24 protein-coding genes and 1 pseudogene are annotated in these 25,457 nt (G+C 47.1%); 9 read left to right on the top strand and 16 right to left on the bottom strand.

What is annotated here, in order from left to right; genetic code table 11:
• Positions 1-46: 46 nt before the first annotated feature.
• Genes DXA74_RS07885 through DXA74_RS07875 form a run of 3 tightly spaced genes read left to right on the top strand, consistent with a single transcriptional unit; the run spans position 47 to position 2,705 of the window.
• Positions 47-898, top strand: coding sequence for a DUF4348 domain-containing protein (locus tag DXA74_RS07885; protein ID WP_158576042.1), 852 nt, complete (start codon positions 47-49; stop codon positions 896-898).
• A 6-nt stretch (positions 899-904) separates the two neighbouring features.
• Complete coding sequence (gene murB / locus DXA74_RS07880) at positions 905-1,939, top strand: UDP-N-acetylmuramate dehydrogenase (RefSeq protein WP_118526393.1); 1,035 nt, start codon at positions 905-907, stop codon at positions 1,937-1,939.
• A 4-nt stretch (positions 1,940-1,943) separates the two neighbouring features.
• Complete coding sequence (locus tag DXA74_RS07875) at positions 1,944-2,705, top strand: MBL fold metallo-hydrolase (RefSeq protein WP_118526391.1); 762 nt, start codon at positions 1,944-1,946, stop codon at positions 2,703-2,705.
• A gap of 180 nt (positions 2,706-2,885) precedes the next feature.
• Here DXA74_RS07875 and DXA74_RS07870 read toward each other — a convergent pair whose 3' ends face one another.
• Positions 2,886-4,232, bottom strand: a complete 1,347-nt coding sequence (locus DXA74_RS07870) for an MATE family efflux transporter (RefSeq protein ID WP_118526389.1) — start codon at positions 4,230-4,232, stop codon at positions 2,886-2,888.
• 67 nt (positions 4,233-4,299) lie between these two features.
• Between DXA74_RS07870 and DXA74_RS07865 the strand changes: the two genes are divergently transcribed.
• Complete coding sequence (locus tag DXA74_RS07865; RefSeq protein WP_118526387.1) at positions 4,300-5,019, top strand: phosphatase; 720 nt, start codon at positions 4,300-4,302, stop codon at positions 5,017-5,019.
• On the opposite strand, the gene DXA74_RS07860 is transcribed toward DXA74_RS07865, so the two are convergent.
• The 11 genes from DXA74_RS07860 to DXA74_RS07810 all read right to left on the bottom strand — a co-directional run bounded on the left by DXA74_RS07860 (position 5,016) and on the right by DXA74_RS07810 (position 14,916).
• On the bottom strand, positions 5,016-6,194 hold the full coding sequence (locus DXA74_RS07860) for a glycosyltransferase (protein ID WP_118526385.1): 1,179 nt from the start codon (positions 6,192-6,194) through the stop codon (positions 5,016-5,018). The genes DXA74_RS07865 and DXA74_RS07860 overlap by 4 nt on opposite strands.
• Positions 6,195-7,352 (bottom strand): diaminopimelate decarboxylase, encoded by a 1,158-nt coding sequence (gene lysA / locus DXA74_RS07855; protein ID WP_118526479.1) that lies wholly within the window; start codon positions 7,350-7,352, stop codon positions 6,195-6,197.
• 17 nt (positions 7,353-7,369) lie between these two features.
• Complete coding sequence (locus DXA74_RS07850; RefSeq protein WP_118526383.1) at positions 7,370-8,692, bottom strand: aspartate kinase; 1,323 nt, start codon at positions 8,690-8,692, stop codon at positions 7,370-7,372.
• A gap of 41 nt (positions 8,693-8,733) precedes the next feature.
• A complete protein-coding gene (locus DXA74_RS07845) occupies positions 8,734-9,423 on the bottom strand; it encodes a cell division ATP-binding protein FtsE (RefSeq protein WP_118526381.1) in 690 nt (229 codons plus the stop codon).
• A 24-nt stretch (positions 9,424-9,447) separates the two neighbouring features.
• Entirely contained in the window at positions 9,448-10,062 is a 615-nt protein-coding gene (gene hisIE, locus DXA74_RS07840; RefSeq protein ID WP_118526379.1) for a bifunctional phosphoribosyl-AMP cyclohydrolase/phosphoribosyl-ATP diphosphatase HisIE, read from the bottom strand.
• Positions 10,063-10,077: 15 nt separating this feature from the next.
• Positions 10,078-10,836 carry an imidazole glycerol phosphate synthase subunit HisF gene (hisF, locus tag DXA74_RS07835; protein WP_118526377.1) on the bottom strand — a complete coding sequence of 253 codons (759 nt, stop codon included), beginning with the start codon at positions 10,834-10,836 and terminating at the stop codon, positions 10,078-10,080.
• A 2-nt stretch (positions 10,837-10,838) separates the two neighbouring features.
• On the bottom strand, positions 10,839-11,570 hold the full coding sequence (hisA, locus tag DXA74_RS07830; protein ID WP_118526375.1) for a 1-(5-phosphoribosyl)-5-[(5-phosphoribosylamino)methylideneamino]imidazole-4-carboxamide isomerase: 732 nt from the start codon (positions 11,568-11,570) through the stop codon (positions 10,839-10,841).
• 10 nt (positions 11,571-11,580) lie between these two features.
• Positions 11,581-12,171, bottom strand: a complete 591-nt coding sequence (gene hisH / locus DXA74_RS07825; protein WP_118526373.1) for an imidazole glycerol phosphate synthase subunit HisH — start codon at positions 12,169-12,171, stop codon at positions 11,581-11,583.
• Positions 12,172-12,517: 346 nt separating this feature from the next.
• Entirely contained in the window at positions 12,518-14,023 is a 1,506-nt protein-coding gene (locus DXA74_RS07820; protein ID WP_118526371.1) for an ATP-binding cassette domain-containing protein, read from the bottom strand.
• 9 nt (positions 14,024-14,032) lie between these two features.
• Entirely contained in the window at positions 14,033-14,608 is a 576-nt protein-coding gene (gene ruvC, locus DXA74_RS07815) for a crossover junction endodeoxyribonuclease RuvC (RefSeq protein ID WP_118526369.1), read from the bottom strand.
• The gene (locus DXA74_RS07810; protein WP_118526367.1) at positions 14,605-14,916 is read right to left on the bottom strand and encodes a DUF4286 family protein; all 312 of its coding nucleotides are present in this window, start codon (positions 14,914-14,916) and stop codon (positions 14,605-14,607) included. Before DXA74_RS07810 ends, ruvC begins: the two co-directional genes overlap by 4 nt.
• 177 nt (positions 14,917-15,093) lie before the next feature.
• Between DXA74_RS07810 and DXA74_RS07805 the strand changes: the two genes are divergently transcribed.
• The 4 genes from DXA74_RS07805 to DXA74_RS07790 all read left to right on the top strand — a co-directional run bounded on the left by DXA74_RS07805 (position 15,094) and on the right by DXA74_RS07790 (position 20,925).
• Positions 15,094-15,495, top strand: a complete 402-nt coding sequence (locus DXA74_RS07805; protein WP_118526365.1) for a DUF1573 domain-containing protein — start codon at positions 15,094-15,096, stop codon at positions 15,493-15,495.
• A 101-nt stretch (positions 15,496-15,596) separates the two neighbouring features.
• Positions 15,597-16,385: a Cof-type HAD-IIB family hydrolase gene (locus DXA74_RS07800; RefSeq protein ID WP_118526363.1), complete on the top strand. Its 789-nt coding sequence runs from the start codon at positions 15,597-15,599 to the stop codon at positions 16,383-16,385.
• Between the two features lie 79 nt (positions 16,386-16,464).
• The gene (gene carB, locus DXA74_RS07795) at positions 16,465-19,689 is read left to right on the top strand and encodes a carbamoyl-phosphate synthase (glutamine-hydrolyzing) large subunit (RefSeq protein ID WP_118526477.1); all 3,225 of its coding nucleotides are present in this window, start codon (positions 16,465-16,467) and stop codon (positions 19,687-19,689) included.
• 156 nt (positions 19,690-19,845) lie between these two features.
• Positions 19,846-20,925 (top strand): hypothetical protein, encoded by a 1,080-nt coding sequence (locus DXA74_RS07790; protein ID WP_118526361.1) that lies wholly within the window; start codon positions 19,846-19,848, stop codon positions 20,923-20,925.
• Positions 20,926-21,010: 85 nt separating this feature from the next.
• On the opposite strand, the pseudogene DXA74_RS07785 reads toward DXA74_RS07790, so the two are convergent.
• A pseudogene (locus tag DXA74_RS07785) lies at positions 21,011-21,311 on the bottom strand (hypothetical protein); the annotation flags it as partial.
• A 448-nt stretch (positions 21,312-21,759) separates the two neighbouring features.
• On the opposite strand from DXA74_RS07785, the gene DXA74_RS07780 reads away from it, so the two are divergent.
• On the top strand, positions 21,760-23,091 hold the full coding sequence (locus tag DXA74_RS07780) for a leucine-rich repeat domain-containing protein (RefSeq protein ID WP_118526359.1): 1,332 nt from the start codon (positions 21,760-21,762) through the stop codon (positions 23,089-23,091).
• 386 nt (positions 23,092-23,477) lie between these two features.
• Here the strand turns inward: DXA74_RS07780 and DXA74_RS07770 are convergent, their stop codons facing one another.
• From DXA74_RS07770 to DXA74_RS07760, 3 genes are all read right to left on the bottom strand, one after another.
• Positions 23,478-24,059, bottom strand: coding sequence for a DUF4948 family protein (locus tag DXA74_RS07770; protein WP_008144980.1), 582 nt, complete (start codon positions 24,057-24,059; stop codon positions 23,478-23,480).
• A 6-nt stretch (positions 24,060-24,065) separates the two neighbouring features.
• The gene (locus DXA74_RS07765; RefSeq protein ID WP_008144979.1) at positions 24,066-24,806 is read right to left on the bottom strand and encodes a toxin-antitoxin system YwqK family antitoxin; all 741 of its coding nucleotides are present in this window, start codon (positions 24,804-24,806) and stop codon (positions 24,066-24,068) included.
• A gap of 382 nt (positions 24,807-25,188) precedes the next feature.
• On the bottom strand, positions 25,189-25,457 hold a 269-nt coding region (locus DXA74_RS07760), incomplete at its 5' end, for an rRNA adenine N-6-methyltransferase family protein (RefSeq protein WP_233550482.1).

Below are 25,457 nucleotides of genomic sequence, written 5' to 3'. Positions count from 1 at the left end.
TTTGTGCGTTTTTTAGAAAAAGGTTCCGTACCTTAATTATAGAATGATGAAAAAAATAGAAAATTTATTCTTGTTGGTTTTGTTGTTGGCTGCTTGTGATTCTAAAAAAGCAGATACTCAGGATGACGGAAACCGGGCTGATACGGCAGATTCTGTTTGTGTGGCAGACACCGGTTTGAACCTTTCCGCAGAGATCTCAGACGGATTGACGAATAAGAATGTCGATGAGTTCTTCGGAGATTTTATTTTCAGTTTTATTCAGGATCGTCGTTTACAGGTAGAACGTGTACGCTTTCCGCTGAAATATGTCAAGATGACGGCAGGGAAGCAGATCACTTCTGTAATCGAAAAGAATGCCTGGAAGCATGAGCGTATCTTCGTTTCGCCCGAATATTACACCGTGTTGTTCAATAACGAAGATCAGATGGAACTGGAGAACAGCACCGAAACCAAAGTGGTGGATATTGAAAAAATCAACCTGAAGAAGAATTTTATCAAGGTTTTTCATTTTGAGAAAGTAAATGGTTTGTGGATGTTGTGCCAGGAATCAGAGCACCCGATGGGGAAGTCTCCGCTGGCAGAATTCCTGGATTTCTATCGGAAGTTTGCCAGTGACTCTCTGATGCAGCGCAAGTCTATAGAGGACCCGTTGCGTTTTGTCACTGCCGATCCCGAAAACGATTTCGGTACTATTGAAGGAACCTTGTCGGTAGATCAGTGGTTTGCCTTTAAGCCGGTGCTGCCCGAAAACGAGATTACCAATATCCGTTACGGACAGAGTTACAAGAATCCCAATCATATTGTTTTTGTAAAAAGAGGGATTTCTAACGGTATGCTGGATGTGCTGACCTTTACAAAGAAAGACGGTCAATGGAAATTTGTTTCTTACGAAAATTAATATTGAATGAATACAAAATACAATTACTCATTATTAAAGCATAATACTTTCGGCATTAATGTTGCCGCAGATACTTTTTTTGAATACAGCAGTGTGGAAGAGTTGAGCGACTTTATTACCACTCTTCGGCACACTTCCGAGGAACAGAAACCGATTCTGCATATCGGCGAAGGAAGCAATCTTTTGTTTTTGGATAACTTCAACGGAGTGATTCTGCATTCACAAATCAAGAACATACAGCGAATTTCCGAGCGTAAAAACGTGATTGTGCTGCGTGTGGGCAGTGGATTGAAGTGGGACGACTTTGTGGCTTACTGTACTCTGAACGGTTTTTGCGGTATTGAGAACCTGTCAGGCATTCCCGGTGAGGTGGGAGCCAGTGCGGTTCAAAACATCGGTGCCTACGGTGTGGAGGCGGCCGATACCATTTTGCGCGTAGAGGTTGTGGATCTCGAAACAGGAAAGAAACGTTTGATTTCCAAGAAGGACTGTCAGTACGGCTACCGTAACAGTATCTTTAAGAATGAATATAAGGGACGTTATGCCGTAACTTATGTACATTATAAACTTTCCAAGAAATTTGTGCCGAACCTTTCTTATAAGGCGTTGAAGACTGTGGTTGATGTAAAATATGAGCGTCGTCAGCTCACACCAACCGACATCCGTAAGGAGGTGATTCATCTGCGTGATGAGAAACTGCCCGATCCGAATGTATTGGGCAATGCCGGCAGTTTCTTCATGAACCCTGTTGTCGGAAAGCAGCAGTTGGAACAGTTCCAGAAGGAATATACGCATGTGCCTTTCTATGAAATCGACGAGGAGCGGGTGAAGATTCCGGCAGCCTGGCTGATTGAGCAGTGCGGATGGAAAGGAAAGATTCTGGGCACTGTTGGTGTATACAGCAAGCAGCCGCTTGTTCTGGTAAATTGTGGAGGAGCCACAGGGCGTGATGTTGCCGATCTGGCAGCAGCCGTGAGCCAGAGTGTACACGAAAAGTTCGGCATTGACCTGCATCCGGAGGTGAATTTTATAGCTTCGTAAATTTATGAGAGTAACTTTTCTGGGCACGGGTACCAGTACAGGAGTTCCACAAGTGGGGTGCAGTTGTGCCGTATGTACCAGCGACGATCCGCGTAATGTCCGCCTGAGAACCTCGGTTCTTCTGGAAGAAAACGGCAAGAGACTGCTGCTGGATTGCGGTCCTGATTTCCGTCAGCAGATGTTGCGTGTTCCTTTTGGGCAGATTGACGGAGTGCTGGTTTCGCATGAGCATTATGATCATGTAGGCGGAATAGACGATTTGCGTCCTTTCTGTACTTTGGGTTCTATACCTTTATATATGGAGGACTATGTGGCCGAGCGGATACGTACACGTCTGCCTTACTGTTTTCTGGAGAACAAGTACCCCGGAGTTCCGAATATCGAGTTGCATTCTGTGCCTTTGCATGAAACATTCACGGTTGCCGGTTTTCAGGTCACTCCGTTGCGGGTGATGCATGCGGCGCTTCCGATTTATGGTTACCGGGTTAATAACATGGCTTATATCACCGATATGAAGACCATCCCCGATACGGAACTGGAGTATCTTCAGAATCTGGATCTTCTGGTTGTAAATGGACTGCGTCATAAGGAGCATTATTCGCATCAGACCATAGAAGATGCCTGTGCGTTTGCTCGCAAGGTGCAGGCGCGCCGTACTTATCTGATTCACATGAGCCATCAGGCCGGTTTGCATGCCGAGTTGGAAAAGCAGCTTCCGGAGCATATTTTTGCGGCTTATGACGGTCTTTCCGTGGGTTGTGTTTGATATTTATGTTAAAAGAAGTTATACGGTCTCATTTTTCTCGAAATCTATTGCTTTGATAAAATAAAAGATTACTTTTGCAATGTGTTTTTCATAGTATTAGATTTAAGGTTAACAAAGGTGAGATCTTAGCGAAGATCTAAAAAAATCCTACCTGCAGTGATTGCAAGTAGGATTCTTTTTTTATATGCCCTTGGCAACCTTCTTGTTGAACCTCCAATAGAAAAGCATTCCTGCAACAGACAGGGCTATCGGAAAGGCCATCCAGATGCCTACCGGTCCCCAGGCAAACTGTATTCCCAGAAAAAAACTTAGTGGCAAAGAGATAACAATGTAGCTGATGAATGCATAGCGCATCATCGGTTTTACGTCGGCAATACCGCGCAGGGCATTCGCAAAATTGGTCTGTAGTCCGTCACCGAGCTGATAGAGTACGAAGGGCACCATAAGGCTCATGACAATGGAGCTGACTGCCGGGTCGTTCGTAAAGAACGAGCTGATCTGATGGCGGCAGAGCACCATCATGCTGGAGAGGATAACGCCGCAGAACAGAATCATGCGGTAGCCTGCAAAGGCACAGCGGCGCACATTGCCCGTATCTTTCAGACCGGTGAAGTGACTGATACGGATGGCTACAGATGCTCCAATTCCATAATAAATCATATAACATACCGATGCCACATTGGTCATAATCTGATGGGCTGCCAGTGCGGAAGTGCCGATCCAGCCCTGCATTACGGCGCACAGGGCGAAAGAAGCGCACTCCATACCCATCTGCAAGCCGATTGGAAGGCCCAGTCGGTTCAGCTTCTTGCGGAGTTCGCGATTGCCTTCACGAAGGCGGAATCCCTCCTGATAAGTCCGGAAAGAGGAAGAGCGGTAGAAGATGAAAGTCATGCAGAGCAGCATACCGATGCGCGACAGGCAGGTGGAGATGCCGGCTCCGAGCAGTCCCAGTTCGGGGAAAGGGCCCCAACCGTAAATCAGGAACCAGTTGCCGATGATGTTGAAGACATTGGCTCCGATCATGATCCACATGGCTATCTGGGTCTTTCCGATTCCGTCGAAGAATTGTTTATAGGCGTTGAACAGAATCTGGAAAGGAAGAGAAACCAGAATGACCAGATAGTAGGGACGGATGATGGGAAGCAGTTCCTCCGGTTGTCCCAGTCGGTCCAGAAAAAAATACAGACTGCCCATGAGCAGTACGATGACAGCCGCCAGAATGCCGTTGGTCTGCAGGCTGCAGCGCAATGACTGTCCGATGTGGTGATGCTCCTGACGGGCATGATAGGCACCTACTACCGGTGTCAGTCCATAGGAATAACCCATGGCAAAGATCAGTACCAGAGTCATTACATTATTAACAAAACCGGCGGCAGCAAGCGCTTGCGAGCTGTATTGTCCGGTCATGATCGTGTCGGCCAGTCCTTGTACAATGGTACCGATCTGTCCGATGATGATGGGAAACCCCAATGCGATAAGGGAACGGATATGGGTTTTGTAACTTAAAACTGATGATGGATTCATTTTTCTGTTTTCGTTTTAAAGCCGATGATTTTTTGGTATCTTTGCATTTACCAAGAATTAAGTGTATATGAAGATTGTATTGGATTTGCATACTCACTCCATTGCTTCGGGTCATGCCTACAGCACCATTCAGGAAATGGCTGCCGCTGCTGCCGAAAAAGGACTGAGTTTTTTGGGAATTACGGAGCACGGGCCTTTGGTACCGGGTGCGCCCGACCCTATTTATTTCAGAAATCTGCATTGCATTCCCAAGGTTATCTCCGGAGTGCGTATTCTGCATGGTGCCGAACTGAATATCTGCGATTTGCAGGGAAATCTGGATTTGGGAGAGGAATATTACAAGCGTTTTGACCATGTGGTAGCCGGAGTGCATAAGGTTTGCTTCCCGGCATCTACGCAAACAAAGAATACGGATGCGGTATTGGCAGCCATGCACAATCCCCGGGTGAACATTATCAGTCATCCGGCAGACGGGGCCGCCACCGTGAATCTGGAGGCACTGGTGCGCGCTTCACGCGAGACAGCCACTCTGCTGGAGGTCAACAACAGTTCGCTGAGCCCGCAGCGCAAGAATCCGGTGGCCCGTGCACTGAACACGGAAATGTTGCAGCTGTGCCGCAAATATGATGTTCCGGTGATTCTCGGAAGCGATGCCCATATATCCTTTTCCATAGCCGATTACACCCATGTGTATGAGCTTCTTCGGGAAACGGCTTTTCCCGAAGAACTGATTGTCAATACAGACATGCACCGCTTTAACCGTTTCACCGGGCTGCAGCTGGCCTAGTGAAACATGTTTCTGTAGAACACCTTCCGGTCCTGAAAGGCATAACGGATTCGGTTGGCCAGATACACGCAGGACAGGCGCAGGTCATAGAACGGGAGATAGATGCCGGCAGTCTTGATACGGAACAGCTGTGCGGCGGTTTTCATTTCGCGGATGCGCAGTCCGGTCCACAAGCCCAGCAGAATGACAATGCCCGCCGTAATCTCCCAGTGTTGAGTCAGAATGCTGATGCCGAGTGCCGTGATGCTGAGCAGGAAAAGCAGCCAGATCATGGTCATGCGGAGACCTCCGCACAGACGGAAGAGTGTGCTGTGCGTGTAGAAGCGTGCCGCCTCTTTCTGGCAGAGCATTTCGTGCTTCCAGTTTTTGCTGTCAGCAGTTTCCGTTTCCAGCAGCAGGGCTTCCGGCTCGATGCAGACCCCTGTTCTTTCTTTCTGGCTGAATCGGTTTACGAAGACGCTCTCCACTCCGGAGAGCAGGATGCCATATTCGCCGAAGTTCTTGCAGGAAAGCAGTTTCTCTTTGCGGAAAGCCAGATTGACCTCATTGCAGCGGAACGCCTGATGGCCGATGGCCCACGACAGGAAGCGGTTCTGTTCCAGCAGACAGTGGAAGGCACGGAGAGAACTGCTGCCGGTATTTACCGAGCGTGCTCCCAATACGAAGTCTCGGTCTGCCGTCATTTGTGCAGCCAGGTGGCGCAGCCATTGTCCGGATGCCGGCTGGAAGTCAGGAGTCAGAAGCACGATCCAGGGATAACGGGCTGCTTTGGCTCCCAATATCAGGGCCAGGGTGTGTATGCTCACCTGGCGGGTATCTTTGGGAATGAAGGTGTGCTGCAGGTTTTCATATCGTTTTTCCATATTTTCCAGAAGTAGACGGGTGTTGTCTGTTGAGTTCTTGTCCACCACGACTACTTCAAACGAGTCATATGCCTGTTCCAGCACATTTTCCAGCAGGGGCGTCAGTTTCTGTTCCTGATTTTCGGTCAGGATGATCACGGAGATACCGGGCATTTCCGTTTGACGGGCGCTTTCGGTGTCTCTTCTGTTCTCTTTTCCTTTTAATTTCTTGTTCAGGGCATTCGGTTGGCATACTCTGAACAAATTAACTGCCCACACAAGCAGAAAACTTGTGTAGGCAGTGATTTCTATCGGATTTGTCAGAAAAAACATTTATAAAAGATCTTCTGTGGTATATCCTAAAGGCAACTCGCGGCAGTTGTACTGCGAAGCCATGATTTCTCCATAAGCTCCGGCGGAACGCAACGCAATCAGGTCGCCCCGGTGACATTTGTTTAATTTATATTCTTTTGCAAAGACATCGCTCGATTCGCAGATCGGTCCTACAACGTCGTACACCTCTTCGGCTTCTTCGCTGCTCAAATTCTCAATCTGGTGATAAGCGTGGTAGAGAGCCGGACGGAGCAGGTCGGTCATACCGGCATCTACGATGGCAAACTGCTTTACCGTAGCCTGCTTTACGTAGAGCACCCGGGTGATGAGGCTTCCGCACTGTCCCACAACGGCGCGTCCCAACTCAAAATGCAGGTGCTGACCGTCGCGCAGCTTCAGATTCTTTTCGTAAGTCTCGAAATAGGCTTTGAAGTCTGGAATCGGATTGGCGTCCGGTGCCTGATAGTCAATACCAAGTCCGCCACCCACGTTGATGTTCTCTACGCTGATTCCTGCCTTCTCCAAACGATCCTGCAATTCGTTGATGCGGTTGCACAAAGCCTTGAAATCGTCCATTTCAAGAATCTGTGAACCGATGTGGAAGTGCAGTCCGATGAACTTCACATGATTCATTCCGGCAGCGATGCCAATCACTTTCTCCATGTCCTCCATGGCGATTCCGAACTTGTTTTCGGCCAGTCCGGTAGTGATATTGGCATGCGTGTGTGCTCCCACATTCGGGTTGATGCGGAAAGACACGCGGGCCACCTTCTGTTTCTGGGCTGCCAGTTCATTGATCACTTCCAGTTCGGCAATGCTCTCCACGTTGAAGTAGGCAATGTCGGCGTCCAGTCCCAGATTGATTTCCCAATCGCTTTTTCCCACTCCGGCATACACGATTTCCTCGGCCGGGAATCCTGCTGCCAGACTGGCGCGGATTTCGCCGCCGCTCACGCAGTCGGCGCCAAATCCTGCCTGGCTGATCAGTTTCAGTACTTTCGGGTTTGCATTAGCCTTTACGGCATAGTGCAAATGATAGTTTGGTTTGTCTTCGATTTCTTTCTTGATGGCTTCGAGTGTCTGTGTCAGAAGCTCGGTGTCATAATAATAGAACGGAGTGCGTATGTCTTTGAATTTGTCTGCGGATATTTTGTGCATCATAAATGTTGTTGTATTTATTTCTTGTGGAATAATGTATCACTCAAAGCCTGCAAAGTGCGTTTCTTGTCTTCACCCTTCACCAGGAATGAAATGTTGTGATTGCTTCCTCCATAAGAAATCATACGTACCGGAATGTCCTTCAGAGCTTCTGTAGCCAGAGTTTCGAAGCCTACGTTGCTCCATGCCAGGTCACCCACAACACAGATGATACACATGTTCTCGTCTACGGTTACGGTTCCGTATTTCATCAGGTCGGCGATGATGTCCTTCAGATATGAAGTGTTGTCAATGGTAATCGATACACCCACCTCAGAAGTACATACCATGTCGATGCTGGTCTTGTAGCTTTCGAAAATCTCGAATACCTTTCTCAGGAAACCGTAAGCCAACAACATGCGGCTTGACTGGATCTGGATAGATACGATATTGTCCTTGGCAGCCACGGCCTTGATAACGCCTTTCTCGATCTTGTTGTTGATGATGGTTCCCGGAGCTGTCGGATCCATAGTGTTCAACAGACGTACCGGAACACCGGCAAACTTGGCAGGCTGGATACAAGTCGGATGCAGAATTTTGGCACCGAAGTAAGCCAACTCGGCAGCCTCCTCAAAGTGCAGCTGACGTACCGGTTCGGTGTGGTCTACGATTCTCGGGTCGTTGTTGTGCATACCGTCGATGTCGGTCCAGATCTGGATCTCCTCAGAGTTCAGTACAGCACCGATCAAGCAAGCAGTGTAGTCAGAACCACCGCGCAGCAGGTTGTCCACCTCGCCGTAAGCGTTCTTGCAGATGAATCCCTGAGTGATATAGATTTCGTAACCCGGGTTCTTCTCCATGATCTCATTGGTCTTCTCCTTAATGAAGTTCATGTCCGGTTCCGCGTTCTTGTCGGTACGCATGAATTCCAGTGCCGGCAACAGGATAGTCTTCACACCGCACTCTTTCAGGTAGTTGGTCACCATGTTGGTGCTGATGATTTCACCCTGAGCCAGGATGATCTTCTCCTCGAAAGAAGTGAACATCACCTTGGTGAAGGTTCTGATGTAGTTGAACTCTTCTTTCAGGAATTCCAGAGTCTTCTGTTTGTATTCCTCGGTAGCATACAGTTCCTCTACATGCTCGATATATTTCTGTTCCAGGCGGTTGATGATGTTGTTTGCGCCTTCCGGATTTTTCTTGTACAGGTAGTCAGAGATCTCAACCAGTGTGTTGGTTGTTCCCGACATGGCAGATAATACTACGATTTTAGTTTCTCCGTCACTAGTAATCAGTTTAGATACATCTTTCATTCTCTGAGCAGAGCCAACAGATGTTCCACCAAATTTTAAAACTTTCATATTATTCCTTATGGTAAAATGGTTATTATTAAATTCTTTACTTAAAGTGATACCTGTTTGCGGAAGCTTTCTGTGCATTCTTCCAGCTGCGCGTCTTTGCAGCGATATACGGCACCCGGGAATTCCTGAATCAGCTGTTCGTTGTGCGTGCTCATGATCACGGCGGTGCCGTTCTTGCAGATTTCATAAAGCAATGCCGCAGTCTTGCGTCCCGTTTCGGCATCCAGATTTCCGGTTGCTTCGTCAGCGATGATGAGTTTCGGCTTGTTGAGCAGTGCCCGGGCGATGCACACCCGTTGCTGTTCGCCTCCGGAGAGCTCATAGGGCATACTCTTTTTATAGTTTTCCATCTCCACCAGTTGCAGCACCCGGTCGATACGTTCCTTCCGTTCTTTTTTCTTTTTCCATCCGGTGGCGCGGAGCACAAAGTTCAGGTTTTCCTCTACATTCCGATCGAGCAGCAGCTGAAAGTCCTGAAACACGATGCCCAGTTGGCGCCGTAGGGTAGGGATCTGTTTTCTTTTTACATGACACATGTCGGTATTCAGCACCATGGCCTTGCCTTTGTTCACGTCCAGTTCGCCATACAGCGTCTTGAGCAGCGACGTTTTTCCGGTGCCTACCTTACCGATGATGTAGACAAACTCTCCCTCGTTCACTTGCAGTTTAACGTCTTTCAGAATCAGATGATCTTCCTGATACACCTGCACCTGATCAAAATCCACTAACATAAAAAATGGAACTAAGGAGTCTGGTTAATGTTTCTTCCAGCCCGGATTGTGGCGTACCATCAATTCCTGAGCCATGTCCTCAATGCGCAGTCCCTTGGCGGTCAGCAGCACGATGAGGTGATAAATCATGTCCGAGCCTTCATAGATGAGGCGCTCGTCTGTGCCGTTCACCGCTTCGATGACTGCTTCCAGAGCTTCTTCGCCCACTTTCTGTGCCATGCGGTTCAGACCGTCCTTGAACAGACTGGTGGTGTAAGAGCCTTCCGGCATTTCGCGGTGTCTTTTTTCGATGAAGTCCTGCAACTCGGTGAGGAACAGCAGCGGGTTCATCCGGTTCTCTTCGCCCCAGCAGGTGTCGGTGCCGGTGTGGCATACCGGGCCCACCGGGTTCACACGGATGAGCAGTGTGTCCTGATCGCAGTCGTTTTTGATGGAAACCACGTTCAGGAAGTTTCCGCTTTCTTCTCCCTTGGTCCACAGTCTTTGCTTGGTTCTGCTGTAGAAAGTCACCTTGCCCGTCTCCACGGTTTTATCGTATGCTTCCTGGTTCATGTAACCGAGCATCAGCACGTTCTTGGTCTTATCGTCCTGTATGATGGCGGGAACCAGTCCACCCATTTTGTCAAAATCGATTTTCATGTCTTTGTGGTTATTTTATAGTCTGACTTCAATACCCTCGTCTTTCAGATAATGTTTCAGGTCGGGTATCTTTATTTCTCCGAAATGGAATACGCTTGCAGCCAGTGCCGCATCGCTCTTTCCTATGGTAAAGGCATCCTTGAAATGCTCCATATTACCGGCACCGCCCGAAGCGATTACGGGGATGCTCAGGCTGTCGGCCAGCTGCGCCAGTGCTTCGTTGGCGAATCCGGTCTTTACGCCGTCGTGGTCCATGGACGTGAAGAGGATTTCTCCCGCGCCGCGGTCGTTCACTTCACGGGCCCATTCCAGCAGCTTGCGTTCTGTCTTCACGCGTCCGCCGTTCAGATAGCAGAACCAGCCCTCTTCGGTCTGTTTGGCGTCAATGGCCACCACACATACCTGCGAGCCGAAATGACGGGCAATATCGTCGATGAGTTCCGGGCGTCGCAGTGCGGCCGAGTTGATGCTGATCTTGTCGGCTCCGGCATTCAGCAGCCGGTCCACGTCCGCCAGTTCGTTGATTCCTCCTCCCACGGTAAAGGGGATGGAGATCTGTGCGGCCACCTGCTGCACCATCGAGGTGAAGGTCTTTCTTCCCTCATGGCTGGCGGTAATATCCAGATACACCAGTTCGTCGGCACCCTGTTCGCTGTAAGCCTTGCCCAGCTCCACCGGGTCGCCTGCCTGGCGCAGATTCACAAAATTCGTTCCTTTCACGGTCTGTCCGTCCTTGATGTCCAGACACGGTATGATTCTTTTCGCTAATGCCATAATTATCGGTTTTTTTCCATCCAGAGAGCCAGATCCTTCAGTGCGATGCGTCCCTCGTAAATAGCTTTTCCAAACACTACGGCCGGGATGTCGGCCTGATCCAGTTCCTTCAAGTCATTCATGGAGCTCACGCCTCCGCTGGCAATGAGATGGCATTGCGGATATTGGGTCATGATTTCCCGGTACAGCGCTGTGGCCGGTCCCTGCAGGGTGCCGTCCTTGCTGATTTCCGTGCAGAGCACTTTCTGCACCCCCTTTTGGATATATTTGTCCAGAAACGGAATCAGCTCGTCGCTGCTGTCTTCTTTCCATCCGTTGATGGAGATGCGTCCGTTCTTGACGTCCGCTCCGAGGATGATGCGCTCGCTGCCCAACTGCTGGAGCCATCCCAGAAACAGTTCCGGCTGGGTTACGGCCACACTGCCCACGGTGACCATCTGCGCTCCGCTTTCCGTAGCGATGCGGATGTCCTCGTCCGTTTTGATTCCGCCGCCGAAGTCGATTACCAGATTGGTAGCCTGCGCCATGCGTTCCAGAACCTTATGGTTCACCACATGTTTGGAGCGGGCTCCGTCCAGGTCCACCACGTGCAGTCGTTTGAAACCATATTCTTCAAATTCCCGGGCCACTGCCACAGGATCCTCGTTATATACTTTCTGGGTGTCGTAGTCACCTTTTGTCAGGCGCACACACTTCCCTCCGATCAGGTCTATAGCAGGAATCAGTTCTATCATATTCTAAGGGTTAGAGGTCCAAGAAATTCCGGATGATACGTTCGCCCACGCTGCCGCTCTTTTCCGGATGAAACTGAGTGGCATAGAAATTGTCCTTGTGCAGCGAGGCACTGAACGGCTGGATATATTCGGTTACCGCCGTAGTCTGCTCGCACACCGGCACATAGAAGCTGTGAACGAAATAAACAAACTCATCTTCTGCAAAGCCCTTGAACAAGGCATCTTTGGGCTGTTTCAGGGTGTTCCATCCCATGTGAGGCACCTTGTCTTCGTGTCTCTGCGGTCTGAATTTCAGTACGTCCACGTCGAAGATGCCCAGACAGTCCACATCCCCTTCTTCCGAATGGCGGCACATGAGCTGCTGCCCGATACAGATGCCCAGCACGGGCTGTTTCAGGTCGCGGATCAGCTGGTCCAGCTTGTGCTCCTTCAGATAAGCCATAGTGTTTTTGGCTTCTCCTTGTCCCGGAAAAAGAATCTTGTCTGCCGCGAGAAGCTCCTCGGGGTTGTCTGTGACGAGCGGTGACACGCCGACACGGTGCAGTGCATTGACAACAGAGCATATATTTCCGGCATTATACTTTACAATGGCTACTTTCATTCAGTCTTTAAATTACATTATGAGCTATTTAGGCGCAAATATACGAAAAAAAAAGCAACTAGGTCCTTTTGCCAGAAAAAAAGTAAAAGGAGTAGCGGCAAATTAAGAAATGACCTTTTGAGGGGGCTTGTTTTGTGGGGGCGGCCCCGGTTTGCGGATGAGGTTGGAGAGGGGCGGGTTTCTGTAGAAAATACGAAAAGAAACGGAGTGCCGGATGGGGCAGGTAAAACAAAAAAATCGTCCTGATGATTTGTTTCATTGATTTCGATGAAAATTCCAAATCATCAGGACGATTTTTCAGAGCCTTTCCGAGGCCTTCCTGTTCTGGGTTACATGTGAGTGAGCCTTACCGGTTTCCCTGTTTGCAAAGCACCAGTTCATGACTGATCACCGGAGGGAGGTCTTCGGCATAATGAGTGACCATAATCAGCGTTTTGCCCGCTTTCTCCGCAAACTTTTCGATGATGAATTTCACCCGTTCGCGGTTGGAATGATCCAGTCCGTGCAGCGGTTCGTCGAGGATGAGCAGCGGAGGATTCTTGACAAAGGCCCGGGCCAGCAGGCAGAGCCGCTGTTCGCCGCTGGAAATTTTCAGGAAAGTGCTGTCCTTCAGATGAGCGATACCGAACAGCTCCATCCATTTCACGCAGATTTCCTTCTGTTCCGGTTTGGGGCGCACATAAAGACCTACCGAGTCATTCAGTCCGCTGGCCACGATGTCCAGTGCCGGCATGTCCTTCAGGTAGGCGCGGTGCATTTCGGGGCTGACATATCCGATCTGTTTCTTGATGTCCCAGATGCTCTCGCCCGTTCCTCTCTTTTTGCCGAACAGCTCGATGTCGCAGGCATAACTTTGCGGATTGTCGGCGCATACCAGACTCAGCAGCGTGGATTTTCCGGAGCCGTTCTGGCCTTTCAAAGCCCATTTTTCTCCTTTTTTCACCTGCCAGTTCAGTTGGTCCAGAATCACCCGTTTGCCATATTGAATGTGGATGTTGTTGAATTTCAGAATATCCCCACCCAGGTTTTCTTCCGGCTTTTCGTCTTTTTGCAACTCGCTGAGCATGAGTTCGATGGCATGTGCATCAAAATGAGCGCTTTCCGGGTTCTGTTCCAAGAAGGCGTTACGCTCTGTTTTCGGCAGTACCTCCAGGTCTTTTACCGGAATCACGTGCGTGATGAAATCCGGAATGTCACTGTTGCGTGAAAGCACCAGAATCACCTGCAAGTCCGTTTCCGCAATCAGCTTTTTCAGCAGGTCGGTCAACTGTTCGCGTGCCGTGCTGTCCAAGCCGATATATGGGTTGTCCATGATCAGCACCTTCGGGGCGGCCAACAGCGTTTTGGTCAGCTGGAACTTGCGCAGCTCACCGCTGGACAGGGTGATGATGCGTTTGTCCTCCAGCTCCTCCAAGTGGAACAGACGGTACAGCTTGTCGCGCAGTTCTTCCTTGCGCCGGCTTCCGGCTTCGTCCTGACGGCAGTTGTTGCGGAAGCACTCTTCGAGCAGAGTGCCTACGGTAGGCACCGAATCGTCAATGTCGTGCTGGTTCCACCGCTGCTGGTAATAATAAGTACCGTCGTGGTCGCCATACGAGTCGCGGAAAGTGATGGATTTGATGTTGTCGCTGATGAGCGGATAAGGAGACGGGGAGAAGTCATACGCCACTTCGTTGCGCAACAGCGGCAGTTTGCCCGTGATGATGTCCACCAGACGGGTTTTTCCGCTACCGTTTTCGCCCACAATGGCAATCTGTTCTCCCTTGCAGATGCACAGGTCTACCGGAGTCTTGGTGCGGTAAAGCGGATGCCGGGTTACTCCCTGAACTATTTCTATTACTTTTTGCTCCATGATGTTTCTTTATAATCCTTTGACTTTATTCGGATTCTTCTGTATGAAATCCTTCCATCCCGAGTAGGCCTTGGTGGTGTCGGGGCGTCCCATCTGCAGAAAATGGCAGTAGGCGGCCGCCAGTCCGTCCGTGGCATCCAGATAAGGCAGCATGTCAGAGTCGGCTATTTTCAGGATGCGTTGCAGCATGCCCGCCACCTGCTCCTTGCTGGCCTGTCCGTTGCCGGTAATGGCCATCTTGATTTTCAGAGGCGCATATTCCGTAATCGGTACCTCATGCTTCATGGCAGCCGCAATGGCCACTCCCTGCGCACGCCCCAGTTTGAGCATACTCTGCACGTTCTTTCCGAAGAAAGGAGCCTCGATGGCCAGCTCATCGGGCAGATAAGACTCGATGATGCCGCTCAGGCGGTCGAAGATACGTCCCAGTTTGAGATAAGGGTCGGTATATTTTCTCAGGTCAATCACCCCCATGGCCACCATTTCCGCACGGTTACCCTTTACCTTCAGGATGCCGTAACCCATGAGGTTGGTACCCGGGTCCACCCCCAGAATGATTTTTTCGCAGTCCTTCTTCGGTGTCATGCTTCTTCGATGATTTCCATCAGGGTAGAGAAGGCCACTACCTTTTCATTGAACAGAGCCACCATCTCGTCGTGCAGCTGTTTGCCCAGCTTGGTGTACCACTGGTGAAGCACGGCCGAGCTTTCCACCTCAAACTGCAGGGAGAAGCACTCCGTATCCTCGTCGCGGTGTGAGAGGATCTTGCTCAGACGGGCTTTCTGCAGCAGACCGGTTTCGAGCGTTTTCTGGATATATACCTGATGAGCCCAGATGACGAAGTTGCGCGCTTCGTTGAAATCCACCTGGAAAGTGATGTTGTAGACTAGCATATTGTTCTGATAATTTGTTTGTAATGAAGTGCAAAGTTATAATAAAAATAGGAAACCGCAGGGTCAAAAATCTTAAACTGTAGGTAAAATGTTGTTTTTTAAGTATAAAATGTAGACGGTTTCATTTTTTAATCTTACTTTTGCAACCGGAATAATTTTAACCCTAAAAAGAAGATTATGAAGAAGGTTCTAGCTTTTACCCTCCTGTGTTTTGTAATGCTGACTACTGCATTCGCTCAAAATGCCGCCAAGCAGGCCGACATCAAGTTTGACAAAACAAGCCACAACTTCGGTACTTTTTCGGAGGACAATCCTGTAGTGACCTGTGTGTTTACCTTTAAGAATACCGGAACAGCCCCGCTGATTATCCATCAGGCCGTGCCATCTTGCGGATGCACCGTGCCAACCTATACCAAAGAGCCGGTGAAACCCGGAGAGAGCGGTAAGTTGGAAATCCGTTATAACGGAGTCGGCAAATTCCCGGGACACTTCAAGAAATCCATCACCGTGCGCACCAATGGCAAGACCAAGATGGTACGCCTGTATGTAGAAGGTACGATGGAGGCTTCAAAAAAATAAACTGCATGTTGCAAACAAAAAGATAAACCACGAAAAACTCATTTCCGGATGCTCAGGCATTCTGAAATGAGTTTTTTTTTGAATTAAAACACAATATTCTTATGGAATGTAAAGCAATTTTTCTGGATATTGACGGCACACTGGTGTCTTTCAAAACTCATACGATCCCTGCATCGACGCTCGAAGCCGTGAAGGCGGCACGCCGTAAGGGAATAAAAGTTTATGTGGCAACCGGTCGCCCCCTGCTCTTCATAGACAATTTGGGAGAGCTGGAGTATGACGGTCTGGTGACGACTACCGGAGCCCACTGCATCGACCGTGAAGGCAAGTCCTTCGCTTTGCGTACGGTAGACCGCGGGGATGTGGAGCGCCTGGTGCATCATCACGAAACCTGTCCTCAGGAGGCTTTCCCCATTATTTTTGTGGCGCAGGATGAACTGTTTGTCACCGGACTGTCGCCCGAACTGGAGGATCTGTCCCGTCTGTTGAACTTCGAGATTCCAGCCGAGTTGCCGGTGGCTCATGCTTTGGAAAAAGATATTTTGCAGATTATCGCCTTCTTCCCGCCTCAGGACGAAGCCCGCTATATGGAGCAGCTGATGCCCGGATGCGTGGCCATGCGCTGGCATCCCACCTTTGTGGATATCATCACGCGGGGAGTAAGCAAGAGCTACGGCATCGACCGCATGCTGGAGCACGAGGGTATTTCTCTGGAGCAGACTGTGGCTTTTGGCGATGGAGGCAACGATATCGACATGCTGCGACATGTTGGTCTGGGAGTGGCTATGGGCAATGCTTCCGACGAAGTGAAGGCCGCTGCCGGCTTTGTGACCCGCAGTGTGGACGAGGATGGAATAGAATATGCCCTGCATACACTGGGAATTCTGTGATTTTTTATGCGGAAACTGTTCCGGTTGTCCGTTTTATTGTTTATTTTTGCATGAGTAAGAACTTATAAACCCTATGAACATGAAGAAACAATTAAAGAAAGTACTGGTGCTGGGTTCCGGTGCCTTGAAAATCGGTCAGGCCGGAGAGTTTGACTATTCAGGTTCGCAGGCTTTGAAAGCTTTGCGCGAAGAAGGTATCCGTTCTGTTCTGGTCAATCCGAACATTGCTACGATCCAGACCTCTGAAGGTATTGCCGATCAGGTATATTTCCTCCCGGTTACTCCTTATTTCGTAACCGAAATCATCAAGAAAGAACGTCCCGACGGTATTCTGCTCGCCTTTGGAGGACAGACCGCGCTGAACTGTGGTACGGAACTCTATCAGAAAGGTATTCTGAAAGAATATGGTGTAGAGGTGCTCGGTACTTCCGTTGAGGCTATCATGTATACTGAAGACCGCGACCTGTTTGTAAAGAAACTGGACGAGATCGAGATGAAGACTCCGGTGAGCCAGGCCGTGGAAAATATGGAAGACGCTTTGGCAGCCGCCCGTCGTATCGGTTATCCGGTAATGATCCGCTCGGCTTATGCTTTGGGTGGTTTGGGTAGCGGTATCTGTCCGAACGAAGAGAAATTTGTGGAACTGGCCGAGAGTGCCTTCACTTTTGCTCCTCAGATTCTGGTAGAGGAATCCCTGAAAGGCTGGAAGGAGATCGAGTTTGAGGTAATCCGCGATGCCAACGACCACTGCTTCACAGTGGCCAGCATGGAAAACTTCGACCCGCTGGGTATCCACACCGGTGAGTCTATCGTGGTGGCACCGACTTGCTCTTTGACCGAGGAACAGGTGACCATGCTTCAGGAACTGTCTAAGAAATGTATCCGTCACTTGGGTATTGTGGGTGAGTGTAACATCCAGTATGCCTTCAACGCCGATACCAACGACTATCGTGTCATCGAGGTTAATGCCCGCTTGAGCCGTTCATCAGCTCTGGCTTCCAAGGCTACCGGTTATCCGTTGGCTTTCGTAGCCGCTAAGATCGGGTTGGGTTATACTTTGGACCAGATCGGTGAGATGGGCACTCCGAATTCAGCTTACGTGGCTCCTTCTTTGGACTATCTGATTTGTAAGATTCCTCGTTGGGACCTCACCAAGTTTGCCGGTGTATCCCGTCATATCGGTTCCAGCATGAAGTCTGTGGGCGAAATCATGTCTATCGGCCGCTCTTTCGAGGAGATTATCCAGAAGGGACTTCGTATGATCGGTCAGGGTATGCACGGGTTTGTGGGCAACGACAACCTGCACTTTGACAATCTGGACGACGAACTGGCCAATCCGACCGACTTGCGTATCTTTGCCATTGCCCAGGCTTTGGAAGAAGGATATACCATTGACCGCATCTTCGAACTGACTAAGATTGACCCTTGGTTCATCGGCAAGCTGAAGAACATCGTGGACATGAAGGCCCGTTTGCAGGAATACAACAAGCTGGAGGATATCTCTGCCGAGCTGTTGCGTGAGGCTAAGGTGCTGGGCTTCTCTGACTTCCAGATTGCCCGCTTCGTGCTGAAACCACAGCAGGGAAATATGGAGAAGGAAAACCTTCAGGTGCGTGCTTACCGTAAGCAGTTGGGCATCCTACCGGCTGTGAAGCGCATCAATACCGTAGCTTCAGAGCATCCGGAACTGACCAACTACCTGTATATGACTTACGCCGTAGAGGGTTACGACGTGAACTATTATAAGAACGAGAAATCAGTTGTTGTACTGGGTTCAGGAGCTTACCGAATCGGTTCTTCCGTAGAGTTCGACTGGTGCTCTGTAAATGCCATTCAGACTGCCCGCAAGCTGGGTTATAAGTCTATCATGATCAACTACAACCCGGAGACTGTTTCTACCGACTACGACATGTGCGACCGTCTGTACTTCGATGAGTTGTCTTTCGAGCGTGTACTCGATGTCATCGATCTGGAGCAGCCACGCGGTGTGATTGTATCTGTGGGTGGTCAGATTCCGAACAACCTGGCCATGAAGCTGCACCGTCAGTCAGTGCCTATCCTGGGTACCTCTCCGGTATCTATCGACCGTGCCGAGAACCGTAACAAGTTCTCCGCAATGCTCGACCAGCTGGGTATCGACCAGCCGGCATGGCAGGAACTGACCAGCCTGGACGAGATGAAAGCCTTTATCGACAAGGTAGGTTATCCGGTTCTGGTTCGTCCGTCATACGTGCTTTCCGGTGCTGCCATGAACGTATGTCACAACGAAGAAGAGCTGACCCGCTTCTTGCAGATGGCTACCGAGGTGTCTAAGGAATATCCGGTTGTGGTTTCTCAGTTCATGCAGGAGACCAAGGAGATTGAGTTCGACGCGGTAGCTCAGAACGGTGAGGTGGTAGAATATGCCATTTCCGAGCACGTTGAGTTTGCCGGTGTGCATTCCGGTGACGCTACACTGGTATTCCCGGCACAGCAGATCTACTTCTCAACAGCACGTGCTATCAAGAAGATCAGCCGTCAGATTGCCAAGGAATTGAACATCTCCGGACCATTCAACATCCAGTTCCTGGCCAAGGGCCGTCAGGTGAAGGTTATTGAGTGTAACTTGCGTGCTTCACGAAGCTTCCCGTTCGTATCTAAGATTCTGAAGCGCAATTTCATCGAAACCGCAACCCGCATTATGCTTGATGCTCCATACAGCCAGCCGGACAAGTCTGCATTCGACATCGACCGTATCGGTGTGAAGGCTTCTCAGTTCTCATTTGCCCGTTTGCAGAATGCCGACCCGGTATTGGGTGTAGACATGTCTTCAACCGGTGAGGTAGGTTGTTTGGGTGATGACTTCAACGAAGCTCTGTTGAACGCACTCATCGCTACCGGTTACAAGATTCCGAAGAAGTCTGTCATGTTCTCTTCCGGTGCTGCCAAGTCTAAGGTGGATCTGCTCGACGCAAGCCGTATGCTGGCTGCCAAGGGCTATGAAATTTACGCTACTCCGGGCACTGCGGCCTTCCTGAACGAGAACAATGTTCCGGCTGTTACCGTGCACTGGCCGGATGAAAATCCGCAGGATGAGAATAATGTGATGAAGATGATTGCCGACCATAAGTTCGATCTGATTGTGAACATTCCGAAGAATCACAGCAAGCGCGAGCTGACCAACGGTTACCGCATCCGTCGTGGTGCCATCGATCACAATATTCCGTTGATGACCAATGCCCGTCTGGCCAAGGCCTTCATCGAAGCCTTCTGCGAGATGAATATGGAAGACATTCAGATCAAGAGCTGGCAGGAGTATAAATAATTCTTCTGATCCAACTTGTGAAACGCTATAAACTCTCTCCGGCAAATCTCTGGATTCGCCGGAGAGAGTTTTTTTATATTTGTTTGCTTTTTGTCCGGATTTTTTATACTTTTGTCCGATTTTATTGATATTATTGACTGATTAAATTCTAAAACAATGAAAAGAACAACCCGGCTGTTTCTCGCTCTGTTGGGAATCGTTGTCCTGCTTTTTTCCTGTAAAAAAGAGCAGCGCATAGAGATTGTGAAGGTGGTGCATGAGAGTAACTATGATGATCTGGAACAGATGATCGGGGAGGGGATCATTGAATATGATTCTGTATGTTTCTCTGACGGTTCTACAGCCGTGTATCGTTTACAATGGGCGCCTCAGAACAGTCTGACGGAGTTTCGTGACCCGAAAGGACGTGTTGTGGCCACATGGGCCCATGCTTCTGAATGCACGATGCAGGTCATGATCCGTCGTTATGATGATCAGGACCGATTACTCCGTTTTCTTACTTTTGACTGTGAGGACATTGGGGTTACAGACAGTATTTATAAGGAGTGGTTTGGGAATGGAGATTCTCTTTATCTGGTGTTCCGGCAAAAGATGGAACATTGGGATGATGAGGTTTGGGATACGACACACTATTCCCGCTTTGATGTGGAATACAATGCAGAAGGACATGCCGTGCGTGTTTCGCGAAATCAAGGAGCTTCTGAAATTGTGGCTCCCGAGGGCTGTCAGTTGCTGGTGGATATCCAGCCCTGTCAGAGTTTTTGGGTAAGCGATTTGGATGGAGGCCGGTTTGTTTTCCTGGTCGATCAGGTTCCGGCGCAGGCTGATGCTTCAGATTATGTAGTGAAGCGTTATGCCGATATGCTTCCTACCATGGACTTGACCTTTAAGTCAGGCAAGCTTGCTCGGATTCTGTGGCATGCCGAAACTTCGTATTCGGATGCTAGGGCTATGACCTTTACGCATGAAATTATAGATGGAAAGCAGGTTTATACCCGTCAGGAAGAAGGTAGTCCGGTGGCATACCGTAATATCTGGCAAGATGGCAAGTTATTATACCGCCAGCTGATTGGTGCCAACGGAGAAGTTTTGAAATCAGAAGAATCACCTGACTTGCCTGTGGATAATGACGGCAATCCTCTTTATGAAAAAGACGAGATGAATCCTTTTCGTCATAGTTTTTATTGGTATAATGTGTATGACTGTATTCTGCCGGACTACAGTAAGAAGAAATGAGCTGTTTGGCTAGTAAAGTGCCCCCAAAAGTTTATGCTTAACTTTTTGGGGCATTTTACTTTTTTCTAGAAAACTTCTGTTTTCATTAGGGTCCAATGAAAATGGACAAGTTGAAAAAATAATTAAATAGTCCTTCAGAAAGGTGACAATCGAGTTCTTTGACATCGTTGAAATCAGACTTATCGAACAGTATGTAAGTGATTTTATCTATTAGAGAGATGCTTAGAATCTGCAAAACTTCATAAGTAGATCGTTGCAATTGCATTTCGTGTGTGACAATTAAGTGATGATTGCCACATTATTTGAATGCGTACAGCACTTTCTTTTGTACTCCAGAATCTTTTTATTTTAAGGTGTTGCTTTAGCCATTTAAAGAATAGCTCGACCATTGTTGAACAGAGTTCTGTTCAGAAAAGCGGTAAGTTGAGCGAATACGTATTTATCTTGCTTCATAGCGGTTTTTAATTTGGCTGCTAAGCAATGAGTTCAAATCAGTTTCATTCTAAAGTGCTGCAATACAGTTGTTTGAAAGGTCAATTAATCCACTTATACGGGATTGTAGTGAGATTTTATTACAAATAAACTTTCTAATTAGAATTTTATTACAAATAAATATTTACCTTTGTAAAGGTAAATTGACTATATAAAAGTTTCTCTATAGGTTTAATCATTCTGTATGAATTCACGGCCACAAATCATAGGAGGAATAAAACAAAGGAGTAAACAGACTTATGAATTAACGAAAAATAGTCAACTTTTAAGCTAAACATTATTAATTAACAAAGAAATTGGTACTATTGTATTATTAGTTTGAATTCAGAAAATGATTAGATTATGAAAAAACTTTTTAATGGATTGCTTTGCGTATTACTTGTTATGACATTAGGTGTGACTGATATATCTTGTAGTAGTGATGATATTGAAATCCCTGTAGGTACAGCTCCATCTCCTGATGATAAAGATGCTGAATATGATTTCAAGGCTAATAATGTGTATTATGTTGTATATCCAAACATGGAATGTGGTGTCACTTACGGGTATAAAAATGATGATAATTATAACAATTATTCAGGTAAGGTTATAATTCCAACTTCAGTAGAGTTTAATGGAAGTATTTATAAAGTAACAAGAGTGGATGAAGATGCTTTTAAAGGATCGAAGACACTAATTTCGGTTGTTTTACCTCAGACATTAGAGAAAATAGCATCTGAAGCTTTTTCTGATTGTTTTAATCTCTCTGAAATTAATATTCCTGCATCAGTAAAGGAGATGGCAGATTATACACTTGCAAATTGTACAGGATTGAGAACTCTTACTTTAGAGGATGGTATAAAGGAAATTCCTAATGGGTTTTGTAATAGATGTACCTCATTAGAGTCTATTTCTATGCCGAAAAGTGTGACAAAAATAAATGATGGAGCTTTTGCCTATTGTACATCTTTAACATCAGTAAATATGCCTCAAGTAGATTCTATATTTAGTGGTGCATTTTCTTATATTACATCTTTAGTAAATATTGAATTTCCAAATGTTAGATTTATAGAATATAAGCAAGACTATGATTTTCCAGAAGAACAAGCATTTTATAATTGCAATTCATTAATTTCAATTAAACTTCCTAAGGCCATTTCAATAGGTGGATTCTCTAGTTGTGATTCTTTGTTAGAAATTGAACTACCACAAGCAAAAAACGTATATGGTTTTCAAAATTGTAATAAACTAAAAACGCTAAAATTGCCAAAAGCTGAAATTATTGATGATACATCATCTTCTGGAGGATTTAGCTTTTGTGATGATTTAGAGTCAATTAATTTACCACAGGCAACGTCTGTTAGTGGATTTGTTCATTGTCCCAAATTAAAATCGGTAACATTGCCTGTAGTACAATTTATTCATGATTCTTTTAATTATTGTGATGAATTAAATAGCATAATACTTCCGGATAGTCTTGAAAGAGTTGAACAATCATTTAATAATTGTCCTTCATTAAAATCTGTTTATTGCAAAAGCAGTAATCCTAGCAACATATACTTATCTTCGTCATTTCGCATTAATTATGTCGGCCATACTAAAGCAACCTTATACGTACCAATAGGAACTTTAGATGCATACAAAAACTGGAATTATTATTTCACTAATATAGAAGAGTATGATTATGAGGAGTAATAAGATATTTTATGGTTGTAGACCTTGTTTGTTTTGAAATATGAACAATTTGTAGTTTTCTACTTGTAGTTAAATTCTATCACACAATAGAAAGAAATATTGGATACTATAAAATATTTTGTGTAAATGGAAATACGGGATTCACATCAGTTTGAGTCTCGTATTTTTTATTTTAGATTTTTCTCGGTTTGACTTAACCGATTGAGAAATAAACTTTTAGCGAATTATTTGAGAAATAGAGGTAACGATTTAGCAACTGTGCGAATTTCAGCGTTTTACATTGCTATGCTGTCAAATAACTCTTTCATTTGCAAATATAACATCTTTTTCCGAAAGTACGAACTTTCGGTGACAATTTTATAAAATCGACTTGCGAAAAAAGAAAATTATCGTGAATGGTCTAACTCTATATACCAGCCTTCCTTGACGGGCTTGTATAGCGTAGTGTCATTGTATGTCCTGCGGTAAATTTTGTTCAGGTCGCCGTGTTCGGTGATACGGATGTCACGGCGGCTTCTCAATTCGAGATCGTAAACGAAACTCTTGGATGTTCCCGCATCCACGATGCCGTGGGAGTAGTACAGCATAAATAAGCTCACATATACCGAATCTGCCGTTTCCTGCTCCCTGCGGTCAACAAGGACAAGACCGCATCCAATCTCTGACAACAAGGAGTCGAGTTGTATTCGGTCAGATCTTGATAACCCGTGTACCGGCGTGTCCTGCACTTGGTTCGGTTGGTAGGATATTTGTCCTGCCGAATCAAGGATGAGAATATCGCAGGGAGAGAGCGGTGGATAGTGAAAGCTTCCCTCCGAACTCTCCGCCATGATTTTGCGTATCTTGTCGAATGCCGCCTCGTGCGTGGCGAAGTGGCGTATCATTTCCTCGTCCGTCGGCGGCATGGGTGGCTCGCAGCTTACGACCGATGCAAGCGTTAAAAGTAGTATTATGATAACTATCTTCATCTCTGTTTAAGCCCCACCTTCACCATGCCATGTGCAGGTTTGGGTATTGTTATCATAGTTATGTTCTATCCATTGCCCCGATTTCTCGCCGTCAGTGTATTGTCCCTCGATAGTTATATAGGGTTTGCCGTCCCGTGTCGATTCCACACGATAAGAGCCGTCAAGTTTTCCGTTACGGTAGTGGCGTATTATCCTGCTGCGAAGCGTGCTCGCATCCTCGAAGATTTCCCACTCCTCGCCATCTTTTTTCCCGTCGATATAATGAGATTCAAAAATCTGCTCTCCTGTCTTGCTGTCAAAGCGGCGCTCCCGCCCGCTCTCCACACTCTGCTTATATTCCTTTTCGGCTTCTATTTTGCCGTTACGAAAATAGGTCTTTACAGTTCCGTCTATCTTGCCTTGCTGCATGGGTGTTTCCTTTCGGGGAGTAACGCCGTCTTGGTAATACTCCGTGAATGTGCTGTTACGCTTGCCTTTGGCATATATACCCGATTCACGCAGCACCCCATCACGATAGCGGCGATAATCACCGTTTATCATGCCATCGGAAAATTTAACACACTCCTCGTCAAGTCCTCGTATAATGCGATATTTTCCCCGTAACGGCTGTTTTCTGCCTTTTTTATAATAGACCGTGCGCCGTGAGTTATCTGTTATAGTCTGCAAATCGCTCCATTCTACGATTTGTTGTGCGGAAACCGTGCCACACAATAGTAAAAAGATGTATAGTGCCAATATTCTATTCATTGTATTTTTTGTTTTTCAAGGTTGCGGCTAACACGTGGCTCAATCACCACGAAAAGCGATTGAGCCACACGCCATTATCCGCATAAATCGAACTTGTTAGCCTCTTCACTTCTTCAACAAAGCGAAAAATTCCTCGTATCGCTCGAAAGATTCAAAGAATCCTGCATGCAATGTTATTTGTGTATCATCCGTCAAGAAGATTTCCAATTCTCCTTCTTCATCGTCATATTTAAGATGTTTTATATCCGATATTTTAAATAAAAAAATCACAATGTTTTGTAAATATGAAATATTGTTTTAACTTTCGCATATTTAAGAGTTATGCGGCAGCTTAAAAAACGACAGCAAACCAGAAAAATCATCTTGACAAACCAACTTTGAATTATGAAGGGTGAAACTTTTCGGGGACAACTTCCAGCATTTCCAAAAAACAGTTTTTCCATTGACTTGGCGACAAACAGACAATTTGGGAGTTAAGGTTTATTCCGAATTTTTCCGAAATTGACCTGACCTGATTTTTTCTGAAAATCGACTTTAAAGCTGTTTTGACAGATAAATCAGGCTTCTGTAACAGACAGGAAATAAAAGCTAAATATTTGACTTTAAGCTCAAAATCCTCAAATCCGCAACTAAGCTCTTCAGCGTCCTTCT

Origin of the sequence: Bacteroides sp. OF04-15BH, assembly GCF_003477995.1 — a bacterium.
Classification (GTDB): Bacteria; Bacteroidota; Bacteroidia; order Bacteroidales; family Bacteroidaceae; genus Paraprevotella.
This window is presented reverse-complemented; position numbering and strand designations above follow the sequence as displayed.